This is a genomic window from Caballeronia sp. PC1, assembly GCF_021353155.1.
GTDB lineage: Bacteria > Pseudomonadota > Gammaproteobacteria > Burkholderiales > Burkholderiaceae > Caballeronia > Caballeronia cordobensis.
The window spans coordinates 3286744-3301384 of record NZ_JAJUBH010000001.1; the positions used below are offsets into that span (position 1 = coordinate 3286744).

12 protein-coding genes are annotated in these 14641 nt (G+C 63.1%); 9 read left to right on the forward strand and 3 right to left on the reverse strand.

Annotation, left to right across the window (positions count from 1 at the left end; translation table 11 throughout):
- Positions 1–3: 3 nt before the first annotated feature.
- Positions 4–3453: a YhaN family protein gene (locus LY284_RS15770; RefSeq protein ID WP_233387093.1), complete on the forward strand. Its 3450-nt coding sequence runs from the start codon at positions 4–6 to the stop codon at positions 3451–3453.
- Between the two features lie 16 nt (positions 3454–3469).
- On the opposite strand, the gene LY284_RS15775 is transcribed toward LY284_RS15770, so the two are convergent.
- Positions 3470–4540: a YafY family protein gene (locus LY284_RS15775; protein WP_233387095.1), complete on the reverse strand. Its 1071-nt coding sequence runs from the start codon at positions 4538–4540 to the stop codon at positions 3470–3472.
- 188 nt (positions 4541–4728) lie between these two features.
- On the opposite strand from LY284_RS15775, the gene LY284_RS15780 reads away from it, so the two are divergent.
- From LY284_RS15780 to LY284_RS15805, 6 genes are all read left to right on the forward strand, one after another.
- Positions 4729–5715: a transketolase gene (locus LY284_RS15780; RefSeq protein ID WP_233387096.1), complete on the forward strand. Its 987-nt coding sequence runs from the start codon at positions 4729–4731 to the stop codon at positions 5713–5715.
- Entirely contained in the window at positions 5649–6617 is a 969-nt protein-coding gene (locus LY284_RS15785) for a transketolase (protein ID WP_233387098.1), read from the forward strand. The genes LY284_RS15780 and LY284_RS15785 overlap by 67 nt, the downstream gene beginning before the upstream one ends.
- Before the next feature lie 6 nt (positions 6618–6623).
- On the forward strand, positions 6624–8588 hold the full coding sequence (locus LY284_RS15790) for an NAD-dependent epimerase/dehydratase family protein (protein ID WP_233387099.1): 1965 nt from the start codon (positions 6624–6626) through the stop codon (positions 8586–8588).
- Between the two features lie 88 nt (positions 8589–8676).
- On the forward strand, positions 8677–9639 hold the full coding sequence (locus LY284_RS15795) for a class I SAM-dependent methyltransferase (protein ID WP_233387101.1): 963 nt from the start codon (positions 8677–8679) through the stop codon (positions 9637–9639).
- Positions 9636–10010, forward strand: coding sequence for a GtrA family protein (locus LY284_RS15800; protein WP_233387103.1), 375 nt, complete (start codon positions 9636–9638; stop codon positions 10008–10010). The genes LY284_RS15795 and LY284_RS15800 overlap by 4 nt, the downstream gene beginning before the upstream one ends.
- A 70-nt stretch (positions 10011–10080) precedes the next feature.
- Complete coding sequence (locus LY284_RS15805) at positions 10081–11637, forward strand: hypothetical protein (RefSeq protein ID WP_233387105.1); 1557 nt, start codon at positions 10081–10083, stop codon at positions 11635–11637.
- 31 nt (positions 11638–11668) lie between these two features.
- On the opposite strand, the gene LY284_RS15810 is transcribed toward LY284_RS15805, so the two are convergent.
- Together LY284_RS15810 and LY284_RS15815 are read right to left on the reverse strand one after the other, a co-directional pair.
- Entirely contained in the window at positions 11669–12295 is a 627-nt protein-coding gene (locus tag LY284_RS15810; RefSeq protein WP_233387108.1) for a bifunctional 2-polyprenyl-6-hydroxyphenol methylase/3-demethylubiquinol 3-O-methyltransferase UbiG, read from the reverse strand.
- A gap of 158 nt (positions 12296–12453) precedes the next feature.
- Positions 12454–13710 carry a hypothetical protein gene (locus tag LY284_RS15815; protein WP_233387110.1) on the reverse strand — a complete coding sequence of 419 codons (1257 nt, stop codon included), beginning with the start codon at positions 13708–13710 and terminating at the stop codon, positions 12454–12456.
- Between LY284_RS15815 and LY284_RS15820 the strand changes: the two genes are divergently transcribed.
- A complete protein-coding gene (locus LY284_RS15820) occupies positions 13697–14212 on the forward strand; it encodes a transposase (RefSeq protein ID WP_080443120.1) in 516 nt (171 codons plus the stop codon). The two genes, LY284_RS15815 and LY284_RS15820, sit on opposite strands and share 14 nt — an antisense overlap.
- Positions 14193–14456, forward strand: coding sequence for an IS66 family insertion sequence element accessory protein TnpB (tnpB, locus tag LY284_RS15825; RefSeq protein WP_233387112.1), 264 nt, complete (start codon positions 14193–14195; stop codon positions 14454–14456). The genes LY284_RS15820 and tnpB overlap by 20 nt, the downstream gene beginning before the upstream one ends.
- The last annotated feature ends 185 nt before the right edge of the window (positions 14457–14641 follow it).

The window sequence follows — 14641 nt, forward strand, 5'->3', positions numbered from 1 at the left end:
GCAATGCGCATCGGCACGCTCGAACTCATCCGCTATGGCAAGTTCACCGACCACGCCGTGGAGTTTCCGGCGGCGGAGCACGACTTTCATTTCGTCGTCGGGCCGAACGAGGCCGGTAAATCGACCATCCGGAATGCGATTTCCGAATTGCTTTTCGGCATGCCGCACAGCTCGCCGCTCGCGTTCGTGCATCCGCAAAGCGACTTGCGGCTCGGCGCGTCGATCGAAACGGGTGGCGAGACGCTGGCGTTTCATCGCTCGAAAAGCCGCAAGGCGCCGCTCGCCATGCCCAACGGCGACGCGCTGCCCGCCGACGCGCTCGCCGCTTTTCTCGGCGCCGCCGACAAGGGTTTTTTCGAGCAGATGTACTGCCTCGATCACGACGCGCTGCGCCGTGGCGGGGAAGCCATTCTCGATGCGTCGAGCGATGTCGGGCAGGTGCTGTTTCAGTCGGCCGCGGGCATTGCCAGTCTCGGCGACGTGCGCCAGCGTCTCGCGGACGAAGCCGATCGTCTTTGGGCGAAGCGCAAGTCGGGCGATCGCGCGTATTACGTCGGTTTGAAGCAGTACGACGAAGCCACCGCCGAACTCAAGGCGGCGAGCGTGAGAACGGCGCAATGGCGTCGCGCGCATGTTGCCGTCGAGGAGGCCGAGGAGCGGAGCCGCGAGCAGGACGCGCGCCGTGCAGAACTCGAAGCGCAACGCGGCAAGCTAGAACGCGTGAGGCGCGTGGCGCCGTATTTGAACGTGTGGCGCGAGAAGGCGGCGGATTTGCGTGAACTCGGCGATGTCGTCGATCTGCCCGCGAACGCCGAGGCGACGCTGCACAGCGCGCTCACGCGCCTCGCGGCCGCGCAAACCGCACTGGACCTGCATGCCCGAACGGCTGACCAGTTGCAGGCGGACCTGAACGCAGTGCACATCGAGCAAGACCTCCTGGCCGCGCAATCGCGCATCCGTGCGCTCGACGCCGCGCGGCAGCGCTGCGCGAATCACGCGAGCGATATCGCGCGGCTCGAACTGGAAGTCGAGATGTGTGTGCGGCACATTGCGCACGACGCCGCGCAACTTGGCTGGCAGCCGGACGAAGCGGGCGCACGCCGCGCGATGCCCGGCGCGCTCGCGCTTCAGACGGTTACGAGCCTGATGCTCGAACGCGGCGAACTCGAACTCGCCGCGCGCAATGCGCAGCAGGCCGCCGATGGCTGCGCGACGCAGATCGACATGCTGAAGGCGAGACTTGCGTCGATCGCGAGCGGCGAAGTGCCGCCGGGATTGCGCGCGGCGTGGCGTGCCGCGCAGAAGTATCGCGACGCGGGCGCGGCGCTGCAGCGTTTGGAGGACGCGAGGCGCGACGCGAAGCACACGCTCGACGCAGGTCTCGCATCGCTCGGACGATGGTCGCGCCCGATCGACGAGTTGAAGTCGATGACGCTGCCTGCGGCCGAGCGCATCGCGGCATTGCGCGCGGAACGTCAGGATCTCGTGTCGCGCCTGTCGCTCGCCGCCGATCGCGTCCAGGAGGCGCAGGACACGCTGCACGCGACGCGCACCGAACTCGACGATCTCGTCGAAACGCACGATGTCGTCACCGCCGATCAGGTTCGCGATGCCCGCACGACGCGCGATGCCGCGTGGCGCGCGATCCGAGCCGGCGATATTGCGCTCGATCGGGGCGCGCCCTGCTTCGAAACGGCGATGCACGCGGCGGATGGCCTCGCCGATCGTCAGCTTGGCTCGGTCGGTCACGCGACCCAGCTCGCCGCGCTGAAGCGGCGCATCGCGAGCGAGGAGGCGATGCTCGTTCGGCGCGAGCAGGCGGTGCGCGAAGCCGAATCGGCGCTGCAAAAGTTCGATGAAGCGTGGCACGCGCTCGCGGAGCAATCGCATATCGCAGGGATTTCGCTCGACGATGCGCCGTCGTGGATCGCATCACGCGAAAAGGTGCTGACCGCGGCGCAAGCGCTCGATGCACGCACCGAGGAATGCTTGCGCGATTCGGCCGATGCCGCCGTGCGGCGCGACGCACTTGCGCGGCATCTGCAAGAAGCCGATGCGCGCGCCGATCTCGATACGCTGTGCGGCACGGCCGAGGCGCATATCGCCGCGATCGACGAAGCCGCGGTCACGCGCCGCAACGTTTCGGCGCAACTCGACGAAGCGCAAGCCGAACACATCGCGCGCCGAAGCGCGGCGAAAGCGGCGCGTGACGCATTCGAGTGCTGGCAACGCGAGTGGTCGGCGGCGATCGCGAAGGCGGGCCTCGCGAACGCGGCGGATTCGCAGGCGGCGGCGGAAGTGGCCATCGACATCGTGAAGCGCATCGGCGAGCAGTTGACGCAGATCGATACGATGCGCGCCGGCCAGATCGCCGCGATGCGCGCGGCGCTCGACGCACTCGACGCCGATGCGTCGCAGCTCGCGCGCGAACTCGACGATTCGCTCGCCACGCTCGATGCCGAAGCGAAGGCGACGGCGCTCTCGGCGCGCCTCGATCGCGCATGCGCGGCACATGCCGAACGCGAGCGCTTGAAGAAGGCGCACGCGGCCGCGAGCGAGCAGGTGAAGCGAGCCGGTGCCGACGTGGAAGAGGCGAAGGCGACGCTGCGACCGCTCTACGAGCTGGCCGGCGTCGATGCGCCCGACGTGCTTCAGGCGCTGATCGCGCAATCGCAGAGAAAGCGCGAGCTAAGCGCCGCCGCGGACGATGCGCGCGCCGCGCTCATCAAGGGCGGCGACGGTCTGGCGCTCGACGAGCTCGTCGCCGAAGTGGAGGGCGCGGACATGGCGAACGTGCAGGCGGAACTTTCGCGCATCGGCGCGGTGTTGTCGGAGTCGGTGCGCATCGCGACCGAGACGGCCACTGCGCTCGATGCCGCGCGTCGCGAACTCGATGCCATTTCGGGCGAAGCGAACGCCGCGCGCGCCGAAGCGAAGCGCCAGGAAGCGCTCGCCGCGATGTCCGATGCCGCCGAGCGTTTCGTGAAGGTCGAGACGGCATCGACGCTGCTCAAATGGGCGATCGATCGCTATCGCGAGCGCCGGCAGGGCCCGATGCTCTCACGCGCGAGCACGATTTTCTCGACGCTCACGCTCGGCACGTTCTCGCGGCTCATCGTCGATTACGACCGGCAGCCGATGGCGCTGTCCGCGATCCGGGCGAGCGGCGAGCACGTCGATATTTCCTGGATGAGCGAAGGCACGCGCGACCAGTTGTACCTCGCGCTACGGCTCGCGGCGCTGGAAGAGCATGGCGAGAAGGCCCCGGCGCTGCCGTTCGTCGCCGACGATCTCTTCATCAATTTCGACGATGGCCGCGCGCGCGCCGGCCTCGCCGTGCTCGCGCAGATCGCGAAACGCACGCAGGTGATCTTTCTGAGCCACCACGATCATCTTGTCGATATCGTTCGTGAGGTGTTCGGGCCGCGGGTCAACGTGCGCTACATGCGCTGACGAGCGGCGGCGTGCGTTACGCGTGCATCTGACCGTAGCGGCTCGCGAGCTTGCGATAGTCATCCGCGAATTCGTCGCGCAAGGCTTTTGGCGCGAGGATTTCGACGCCCGCGCCGAGCGCGCGCAGCCACCAGCGCAGTTTCAGGCTTGGCGTTACGGTGCCGGTGACTTTCATGCGGCCATCGGGCAGCGTGTCGATGTGCTGATCCTTCGACATCGGCGATTCGCGCAGCTGATTGCCCGCGTTGTCTTCGAAGGCGAGTTCGAGCAGCACGGGCGGTTCGGGCAGAAAGTCGAACACCTGCTGCGTCTCGATGTACTTGCGCAGCTTGAAGTCTTCCGGGTACGTGAAGGATTCGCCCGACTCCGTGACCGAGCGGATGCGATCGAGCCGGTAGAGCGTGCGCATCCACTCCGTTTCGCCCTTTTCCGGACGCGGCGCGCGACTCGGGTCTTGCGCGACCATGTACATCACGCCGGCGGATTCGACGAGCGCGAGCGGCCAGAGCTTGCGCGTCTTCTGGGAATCGCCGCTGTCGTTCTTGTATGCGGCGCGGTACTGCACGAGCAGTTCGCGTTCGAAGAACGTGGCGGTCGCCACGGTCTGGAAGATTTCGGGACGCAGCTTCGGGCGGATCAGCGTGAAGGCGCCATCGACGGAATCGATCTTGTCCGCCCACGCGCGATAGATGCGGCTGTCCGCTTTTTCCTGCGACAGCCGCGACTCGGCCGCCTTGAAGAGCGGATCGATGTCGCGCGTGACCGCATTGGGAAGCTTGTTGCCCGCGAAGCGCTGAAGGATGTGAAACGCGACCGCCTCCGACGCGCTCATCAGACCGCTGACGCCTTCCTGTAACCCATGCAGCCACGGCTTGCGCTGCCAGAGGAGTTCGCGTCCATTGAGCATCGACACCACGCGTGCGTCGGCTTCGAGCGCGGTCAGATGGCGCTGCACTTTCTTCGTATAGCCAACGCGATGACCGCGCTCTTCGAGCCGCTTGCGTATTTCGGGCGTCGAAAGCCAGGCGGTTGCGTCACGCTCGGTGGGCAGCACGCGGAGGATGGCTTCGTCGAGGCTGGAGGTCATGGGGACGTCATGCGAAAGCGATACGCCGATTATAAGAAGTATCGGGACAAAAGATGTCTTGATAGAGGCATCGCCCGATGCATCGGCGAGATCCGTGCGCAAATCCGCTCTGCGAGTCGTGAGTTCGGCGTGAACCGTCCAAGTTATACTTACAAAATTGCATAAAAAGACGGGCTCGCACGCTTCGAGTGCCTGCATCCGTCAGAAGCACGGACGTCCCGTTATTCGCGGCGCTCCCGGCTCATTTCATGCCCGATGGAACCCGACCTGGTTCGCCAGTTCGCCCCTGCGAACGGAAGCCGGGCGTGCTGGCGATTTCGATCGGCGGCTTGAGCAGCACTTTTATCGACGTCATTTTGCTCATCGGCTATCCGTCGGAGAGGGGGAAGGTTCAGATGACCATGAAACTCGATCAAGCACGACTAACGGCCATTCGCAGCCGGCTGATCCGCATGCACTACGAAAGTGGCGTGGGCCACATCGGCGGGAATCTGTCTTCGATCGACGCATTGTCCTTGCTGTTCAACGAGCGCATGGAGGAGCACGACAGGTTCGTTCTGTCCAAGGGACATTCGGCCGGCGCGCTCTATGCAGCGCTCTGGAGCGCCGGACGATTGTCGGATGAGGACCTGACGACCTTCCATCGCGACGACACGTTGCTTCCGGGGCACCCGCCCGCGCGTGGCATCGCGGACATCATGTTCGCCACGGGAAGTCTCGGGCACGGTTTGTCGCTTGCGTCGGGCACGGCGCTGGCATTTCGCTTCCAGCGCTCCCGCGCCCATGTGTATTGCCTGATGTCCGATGGCGAGTGGCAGGAGGGGTCGAGCTGGGAAGCGCTGATCTTCGCGTGCCATCACCGGCTGAACAATCTCACCGTGATGATCGACCATAACGGTTTGCAAGGCTTCGGCCGAACCGGCGACATTGCGTCGATGCATCCACTTTTCGAGCGCCTGCAGGGCTTCGAGGTCGACCTTCATGTCATACCCGGCCATGATCTCGACGCCATGCGCACCGCGCTCGATGCGGCGTCAGAACGGCTGAAGGTCATCGTCATGCAAACCGTGAAGGGCAAGGGCGTTTCGTTCATGGAAGATCGCATGGAGTGGCATTATCTGCCGCTCAAGGAAACGGAGTATCAGCAGGCATTGCTGGAGTTGAGCAACCCATGAGAAAGCAGTTGTGTGACGCGTTGCTGGCCCGTTCCAGCGATCCGGCGATGGTCTTCCTGACGGGCGATCTCGGATTCATGGCGCTCGAATCGCTACAGGCGGCGATGGGTGAGCGGTTCATCAACGCGGGCGTGGCGGAACAGAACATGGTATCCGTGGCGGCCGGCCTGTCTCGTCAAGGTTTCGATGCATGGGTCTACAGCATCGCGCCGTTCTGCTATGCGCGTCCGTTCGAACAGATACGCAACGACATAACGTTCCACCAGCTCCCGGTGCATCTGATCGGAAACGGCGGCGGATATGGCTATGGCGTCATGGGGCCGACGCACCACGCCATCGAGGACTACGGCATCCTGCTGACGCTACCGAACATGAAGGTATTCGTTCCCGTCTTCGATGAAGACGTCGAGCACGTCGTCGCCAAAACGGGCAAGGACACGCACTCGACCTATCTTCGGCTTGGCCGTGGCGAGCCGCCCGCCGGCTATGTCGTGCCCGGGTACGCGCCGTGGCGAAAGCTTTTGTCCGGAAACGGCCCGGTGGTGATCGCGGTCGGTCCGCTCGCGGGCACGTATATCGAAGCGCTGCGCGCCATGCCCGAGGACGTGCGCCCCGAATTCTGGGCGGTCTCCGAACTGCCGCTCGCGCTCACGCCGCCGCCGGTCGAAGTCATGAAGCGGGTGGCCGCGCATGGCCGTCTCTGCATTGCTGAAGAGCACGTCGCGCATGGCAGCTTTGCTTCGGAGTTCGCGCTATACATGCTCGGGCAAGGTGTTTTCGCGAGAATGCAGCACCTGTGCGCTCGCGCTCATCAGTACTCCAGGTATGGTTCGCAGAACTATCTCCGGGCCCAGTCCGGCCTGGATCCCCGGAGTCTCCTCAGTGCCCTTGCGGCTGGCTAAAACGATATGAGCGATTTGAACCAGCACATTCGGGCGCTTCGCGGGCCCATTGTGGTGACGGGCGGCGGCGGCTTCGTCGGAGCCAATCTGGCACTGAAGCTTCTTGCGGTTCGACAGGACGTGTACGTCGTCGTGCAGAATGCAAGAAACTGGCGTCTGGAAGGCGTGGCGGATCCGAACATCGTGGCCGCCAACGTCAACGATCCCGCCGCGCTCAGGCACATGATCGATCAGATCGATCCACAGACAGTGTTCGATTGCGTCGCCTACGGCGCCTATTCGTTCGAGCAGGATCCTCGCCTGATCTACGACACCAACTTTCAGTCGCTGGTGAGCTTGACGAGCCTTCTTGCGGGACGTTCGATCGCCGCCTTCGTGCATGCCGGCAGTTCGTCGGAATACGGCACCAACAGCGCTGCGCCCGCCGAAGACGCGCCTTGCGATCCCAACAGCCATTACGCGGTTTCGAAGGTCGCGGGCGCGGAGTACCTGCGATACATGGGCAAGCATCACCGCTTTCCCTGCGTGAATTTGCGCCTGTATTCGGTCTTCGGGCCGTTGGAGGACAGTTCTCGCCTGATTCCGAATCTGCTGAGCAAGGCGCTTTCCGGAACGCTGCCGCCGTTCGTCGATCCGGAAACGTCACGCGATTTCGTTTATATCGACGACGTATGCGCCGCATTCGTGTACGCCGCGGCCCGGATGAACCCCGATATCTACGGTGAGAGCTTCAATATCGGCTCGGGCCGCAAGACGACCATCAGGGAACTGGCCGGCGTGACCAGCACGTTGTTCGGCATCGAGGAAACGCCGCAATTCGGCTCGATGACCGGGCGCTCGTGGGATCTCGCGCAGTGGTACGCCGATCCATCGAAGGCGCTCGCGGCGCTCGGCTGGCGCGCGGAGGTCACGCTCGAAGAAGGGCTGAAGGAGACGGCGAAGTGGGTGGCCACGCTGACGCCGGAGGAACTGGCGCGGCGCTCGAAGCGTCTGACCGACAAGAAGCGTCGCAGCATCTCCGCCATCATCGCGTGTTACAAGGACGAGCCGGCCATTCCGATCATGTACCGGCGGTTGAAGGACACCTTCGCGAAACTCGGCATCGATCACGAGATCATCTTCGTCAACGACTGCAGCCCCGATGCAAGCGCCGAAGCGATTCGCGCGCTTTCGCTGTCCGATCCCGCGGTCATCGGCATTTCCCATTCGCGCAACTTCGGGTCTCAGATGGCGTTTCGCAGTGGCATGGAGCTCGCGTCGAAAGACGCGGTCGTGCTGCTCGACGGCGATCTCCAGGACCCGCCCGAACTGATCGAAGCCTTCTTCGAGAAATGGGAAGAAGGCTATGACGTGGTCTACGGCAGACGCGTGCAGAGGGAGATGCCCTTGCGTTGGGGCTTGCTTTACAAGGCGTTCTACCGGGTCTTCAAGGCTTTCAGCTACGTCGACATACCGCTCGATGCCGGCGACTTCTCTCTGATCGATCGCAATGTGGTGCGCTGGCTTCTGACGTGTCCCGAGCGCGACTTGTTCCTGCGCGGTCTGCGTGCCTATGTCGGCTTCAGGCAGGTGGGCGTGGACTACGTGCGTCCCGAGCGCATGTTCGGTCACACGACAAATACGCTGTCGAAGAACATCGGATGGGCCAAGAAGGGCATTTTCTCGTTCAGCAATGTACCGCTGACCTTGCTCACCACGGCCGGCCTGGCGCTTCTCGGACTTTCGATGATCGCAGCCGTCGTGGTCGCCATATTGCGGATCGCATGGCCCGACATCGCACCGCGCGGCGCCACGACCCTGCTGATCGCCATTCTTGCGTTCGGCTCGCTGAATCTGTTCGGCATCGGGCTCGTCGGCGAGTACATCGGGAAGATCATGATCGAAGTAAAGGGGCGTCCGCGACTGATCCGGGCCGCACTGATCCGTCATGGCGTCGTGACCGTTCAGACGGCAGGCCCCGGCCAGTCCTGAAGCGCAGCGTTTCCTGCAATGAACGAGGCGTGTCCGGGCTGCGTCGCTTTTGCGCCCGGACTCGTTTCACCGTTTCCCGGATTTCCGAATGCCGACCGAAATTTCTGATCGTCCAGCGCAAATGTCGGATCGGATGGAGCGCACGTGTCCCGTGTGCCGCGCATCCGCTTCGGATGCCGATGCATTCCTGGACGAGCGTGTGGACCCGTCCACGCTGGATAGCTTCAGCTTCGCCTCTCGAAAGGAGCCGGAGTTCTTCAACTACCGGATGGTGCGTTGCCGGAAATGCGATGTCGTGTACGTCGACCGGCCTCCGTCTCAACAGGCGCTCGCGCAGGCTTATCACGAGGCGGACTTCGATAGCGTCGAGGAAGCGAACGACGCGGCGACAGCCTATCTGCGCGAACTCGCGCCGGCGCTGCGTCGGGTGGAGCGCAACAGCGCGCTGGAGATCGGGACAGGCACGGGCGTCTTGCTGGAAGGACTCGTCGAGCGCGGCTTTGCGCGCGTCGTCGGTATCGAGCCGTCGCCAGCCGCCATCGCGGCGGCGCCGGCGAACCGGCGCGCCTGGATTCGCGAAGGCATCTTTCAGGAGCACGATTACGAGCCGGCATCGTTCGATCTGGTCTGTTGCTTCATGACGCTCGAGCACGTTCGTGAGCCGCTGGAGATAGCGGAATCGGTGCTTCGCCTGCTCAAGCCGGGCGGCGCCTTCGTAACGGTTACGCACGACTACCGAAGCGCGGTGAATCGCCTGCTCGGGCGGCGTTCTCCGATCATCGATATCGAGCACATGCAACTGTTCTCGCAATCGAGCATCGCGGCGCTGCTCGGCAACGCTGGCTATGTCGACGTCGCCGTGAAGCCGTTTGTCAACCGCTACGCAATCAGCTACTGGACGCGCCTGTTGCCTTTGAATTCCGCGATGAAGCAGGGCGCGATGCGGCTGCTGTCGTCGAGCGGGCTGGGCCGGCTCAAGGCGTCCTTCAACGTCGGCAACACCGTCGCGGTGGGTTATCGGCCGCACGAGAGCAAAGGAACCGACGCGTGATCGACAAAGCGCGGTTCGTACGCTTCGTGCTGGTGGGAATTCTGAACACCGCTTTCGGATTCGGTGCGTATGCCGCTCTGATCTATCTTGGCGCGCCGGTCTGGGCCGCGCTGATCGGCGGCAACGTTGCGGGCATTCTCTTCAACTTCTTCACCACCGGCGCGATGGTGTTCTCGGAGGTTTCGTTGTCCCGCCTGCCGCGATTCGCCAGCGTTTATCTTTTCTGCTACCTGTCGAACTATCTGGCGATCAAGGCGCTGCTTTCGCTGCATCTGAACGCGATCGAGAGTCAGGCGCTGATTTCGCCAGTCGTTGCCGTGATGTCGTTCGTGCTGATGTCGCGATGGGTCTTCGCCCGCAAGCTTGCCTGATGCACGTCCTTTTTCTGACACGCTCGCTTGCTGTCGCGAGCAAGACGCAGAGCAACATCCATAAACGAAGATGAATAACGATCAGTTGCCTTTCCGGCTTTCGCGTGCGGTCATTCTCGGCGTCGTGATCGTCGTGGCGATGTTCGTCTGGGAGGGACATCAAGGCTTCAGTCTTTGGGACGAAGGCTACCTGTGGTATGGCGTTCAACGCGTGATGGCGGGCGAGGTGCCCATCCGCGACTTTCAGGCCTATGACCCAGGTCGATACTACTTCAGTGCGTCGCTCATGACGCTGACGGGCTCGCAGGGCATCATGGCCGTTCGCACGACCGTGGTCGTTCTTCAGGCGCTCGCGCTGGCGGCCGCGCTGGGGTTTCTCGCTGCGATCGATCGCAAGCGCGCCGACTTGCCATCGATCCTGATGTTCGGGCTCGCGCTGGTCGTGTGGATGGTGCCTCGTCACAAGGTGTTCGACATTTCGATTTCGATCGCGCTGATCTGCGCGTTCGCATTCTTTCTGCAGCGAATCACGCATTTTCGTGCATTCATCGCGGGACTCGTGCTCGGCGTCGTGGCCTTCTTCGGACGGAATCACGGCGTGTACGGCCTTCTCGCCGGCGCGGGCGTATTTCTCTACCTTGCCGTGCGCTGCGAGAGCTGGCGGATATGGTGGATGAACGCGCTCAGCTTCGCGGCGGGCATCGTGGTCGGCTATCTGCCGCTCATCGGAATGCTGCTCACGGTGAAGGGTTTCGCACCAGCCTTTATCGAAAGCATCAAGTTTCTTTTCGATATCAAGGCGACCAACTTGCCGCTTCCGGTGCCCTGGCCGTGGAAGGTGCAAGCGAGCCAGCTTCCGCTTGCCGAAGCGGCGCGCCAGATTCTGAGCGGCCTCTTCTTCCTTTCGACGCTCGTATTCGGCTGCGCGTCCATGCTTTACGTACTGATCCGCAAGGCGCGCGGTATGCCGACTGCGCCGCCGCTCTTCGTGGCGTGCGCGTTTTCGGCGATTCCTTACGCGCACTATGCGTTCTCCAGAGCTGATCCGGGGCACCTCGCACAGGGCATTTTCCCGACCCTGATCGGCATGCTCGCATGGGCCGCGTCGCGCGACGCGCTGACGCGCTATTCGGCGGCTGCTCTGCTCTGCGCCGCCGGCTGGATCGCCATGATCGGTCAGCATCCCGGCTGGCAATGCGGCAGTTCCGGCGTCTGCCAGCGCGTGACGATCGGCGACGATCATCTGCTGGCGGATCCGGGCACCGCGAGCGATGTCGCACTGCTCAGAGCGCTCGACGAACGTTTCGCCGGGCAAGGCCGGAGCTTTTTCGCCGCGCCGTTCTGGCCCGGCGCCTATGCGTTGCTCGGCGAGAAGGCGCCAAACTGGGAAATCTACACGGCCTGGAACAGAAGCGATGCATTTCAACGCGAGGAGATCGCCCGGCTCGAAACGGCACGGCCGGGCTTCGCGGTCATCTTCGATTTTCCGTTGGATGGCCGCGACGAGCTGCGTTATCGAAACTCGCATCCGCTCATCGATCAATACATCCGGTCGAATTTCATACCCGTCGATGGCATGACGGCAAATCCCGCCTATCAGATATTCCGTGCCAAGGACGCAAAGTGAGTCCGGCGCCTGGAAGTCGTCCGCAGCGACTTCAGGCGCGCACCGCCCGCACGAAGTATCCCAGCGGATCTTCCGCGGCGCCCGCGCCGGTCATGTCGGCGACGTGTGCGGCGAGAAGAAACAGTGCCGTGACAGGCGCGACCAGGACGAAAAAGGGCAACGTCAAGAGTGAGCGGAGCTTCGGCCTGGGTGCGAGCCGCAGACTCAACACGACCAGTTTGCTCGCGATCGCGCCGATGTCGTTGCCGCGTTCGGCGATCTCGATCTGCGTGAAGCCATGCGCGGCCAGCAGCGCCTCCAGCCGTTCGCGCGTGAATCGATGAAAGTCGTAGGGAATATGGTGCCGCCGTGCGGACCACGGCACGGTCACGATAAACGGAGCGCGCGCCTTGAGGCATCGGGCGACCTCGGCGACCAGGAGATCGGGTTGCTCGACATGTTCGAGCACTTCGATGCAGATCGCGGCGTCGAAAGTGGCGTCCGCGAATGGAATGGTCCGTCCATCGTAGTACGTGATGTCGCGTCGGGCGCCATGCATGCCGAATTCTTCGGCGTTCCCGATATCGATGCCGTGATAACTGGCCTTGGGCGATAACCACTCGCGCCACGGCGACTCGCCGGCGCCTACGTCCAATACCTTGCCATTGAGCGTTGCCATCGCTGGTTTCAGATGATGCACGATCGACTTGAGCTGAAGGTCGAGCAGGCATCTGATCCAAAACAGTGTCTTGTTCGATGAAGGCGCTTTGACTGAGATTGGTTTGAAGGCTTCTTGCTGCATGTCAGATCCGAATACGGGTGGCCACTGTGCGCGGGTTATCGGGGCCGATCGGCGAGCGGCACATAGCGGATTGCGTAGTAGGTGCCGAAATCGAGCCGCCTGTCTCGACGATACACCGCGTCATAGTCCGAAAGAAACGAAGCGGCGTCGTAGTTCGCGCTGATGAGCAGCCAGCCGGGCCGTGTGAGCCTGTCCGCCGTGCTGGCGAGAAACTGTCTGCGCAGAGCGGAAGGCAAGTAGACGAAATTCTCCGGGCCGTGACAGGCGCTCCACGGAACGCCTGCGTTTGAGGCGTCCAGATTGATTGCGGCGTCCAGAACGGTCACAGGTTCGTCGAACTGCTTCACGATGGTCCGCATGCCGCGGTCTGCATCGTCGGAAGCGGTCGCTGCAAGACTTGAACCCGCAGTATTCGCCTGTTGGCCCCTCGGCGAAGTGTAAGTGAAATTCGAGACGGTCGCTCGCGGTCGGAATTCGAACAGTCGGCCGGACTGCGCCAGGCTTGTCCACGAATTCCAGCCGAACAGAACGGGATAGCTGATCAATGCGGCTATCGCCGCGCACGACACGAAGCGCGCGAGGCGCGAGTCGCTAATTTCACGTACTGCGAGCAGCAGAAGCAGGAAAAAGACGGAGACATTCAGAAGATTGTTGTCGTGGCTTCGTCCAAGGTAATAAGAGGCGGCACCGAACGATGCCAGCGCGAACACGACCAGGTTCTGCGTCCGATGATCGTCCGGCGCCCGGCGCAACTGGCGGCGCACGCTCACGATGCCGGCCAGCCCTGCCAGACCGAAGAACCAGATTGCGCCCCACGGGTTGATCGGGAGCGGGCCAGGCGGGTACATCACGTAAGCGAGGTAGGTAGTCAGGCTCGGGAACACGCCATACGCGATCCGATAGATAAGGATGAAGGCGACGAAGGTCGCGATCAGCCAGCAAGCCAGGCGGACATTCGCATGCAAGACGTTCCGGCCGCTTCGAGCGCAACGCCATACGTAATACGGCCACCAGACGACTGTGACCTGGGCCGCGCTTTCTGGCGACCAGAGAACGCCGGCCAGCCAGATCAGATGGATGTATTCGGACGGCGGTTTTGTAGACCGGCGATCATCGCGTTGCGTAATGACTGCGATCAGCAGCGCGAGCGGGAGGAAGCGTAGACCCGAGACGGACGGCGTGACCGCCGGGGATCCGACGTTTGGCGGATAGGCCGTCCAAAGATACACCGTAAGCGGTCCGTTGTCGGCGTCCTTCCCGCGCGATGAGTGATAGGCGATGCTGGTGTCCACTTCAACTTTCAAGTGGACACTACCCATGGCAGAGGACAGGAATCTGAAGGAGCGGCTGGTAAGGGGCTTTGAGCGTGATGGCAAGCGCCGTTGCTTTGACGAACAGGCCAAGCGTGAGCTGGTGCTGGCCTGTCTGCGACCAGGGGTGTCCGTCGCCGGGATGGCGCTGGAATACGGCCTGAACGCCAACCTGTTGCGTAAATGGATTCGTCAGTATCAAAGCGATGCTACCAGTGAGGGGGCGCCGAACGGCGTGGCCAAGGCAATGCCGACGTTCATCCCGGTTGTTCAGCCGGGACATGCCGATGTTACGGCATGCGAGGCTCATGCGGCACCGGTTGCGCTCGCACGGCAGGCGCAACGCGTCACGCTGCCGTCGCAACTGATTGCCGAACTGCCTAACGGTGTCAAGCTCATCCTTGAATGTGCCGGCGACGATTCAAGCCTGGTGATGACGATGATCGAGACGCTGGGAAGGTGCCATGTTCCGGTTCGACGCTGATCTGAAGGTTTACGTTCACCGCGATGCCGTCGATTTCCGCAAGGGCATTACGGGCCTTTCGACGATCGTGGAGCAGGCACTGGGACTCGATCCGTTCGCACGGGCGGTCTACGTGTTCCGCAACCGGCGTGCCGATCGCCTGAAGCTTCTGCTATGGGAGCGTAACGGGTTCTGGTTGATGCTGCGCCGCCTGGAGGCTGACCGCTTTGCCTGCCGCCGCGCAGCGAACCAGTACTGGAACTGAGCGTCGAGCAACTGCATTGGCTGCTGGAGGGCATTGATCTGACAGCGATGCGCAAGCACCCGGCGCGATACTATGCACGCGTGAGCTGAGGAGGATGTATCGCTGTCGCGCGAGCGCGGCGCGCGCACAACAATTTGCGCGGTGACGTAAACCCATTTCGCAGCGCAAGCCGGTATGGTTGTGGC

Excerpts from the sequence above, each read along its gene's own strand:
- LY284_RS15770 (WP_233387093.1), top strand. The coding sequence starts at position 4 with ATGCGCATCGGCACGCTCGAACTCATCCGCTATGGCAAGTTCACCGAC.
- LY284_RS15775 (WP_233387095.1), bottom strand. The coding sequence starts at position 4,540 with ATGACCTCCAGCCTCGACGAAGCCATCCTCCGCGTGCTGCCCACCGAG.
- LY284_RS15790 (WP_233387099.1), top strand. The coding sequence starts at position 6,624 with ATGAGCGATTTGAACCAGCACATTCGGGCGCTTCGCGGGCCCATTGTG.
- LY284_RS15795 (WP_233387101.1), top strand. The coding sequence starts at position 8,677 with ATGCCGACCGAAATTTCTGATCGTCCAGCGCAAATGTCGGATCGGATG.
- LY284_RS15805 (WP_233387105.1), top strand. The coding sequence starts at position 10,081 with ATGAATAACGATCAGTTGCCTTTCCGGCTTTCGCGTGCGGTCATTCTC.
- LY284_RS15810 (WP_233387108.1), bottom strand. The coding sequence starts at position 12,295 with ATGGCAACGCTCAATGGCAAGGTATTGGACGTAGGCGCCGGCGAGTCG.
- LY284_RS15820 (WP_080443120.1), top strand. The coding sequence starts at position 13,697 with ATGCTGGTGTCCACTTCAACTTTCAAGTGGACACTACCCATGGCAGAG.
- tnpB (WP_233387112.1), top strand. The coding sequence starts at position 14,193 with ATGTTCCGGTTCGACGCTGATCTGAAGGTTTACGTTCACCGCGATGCC.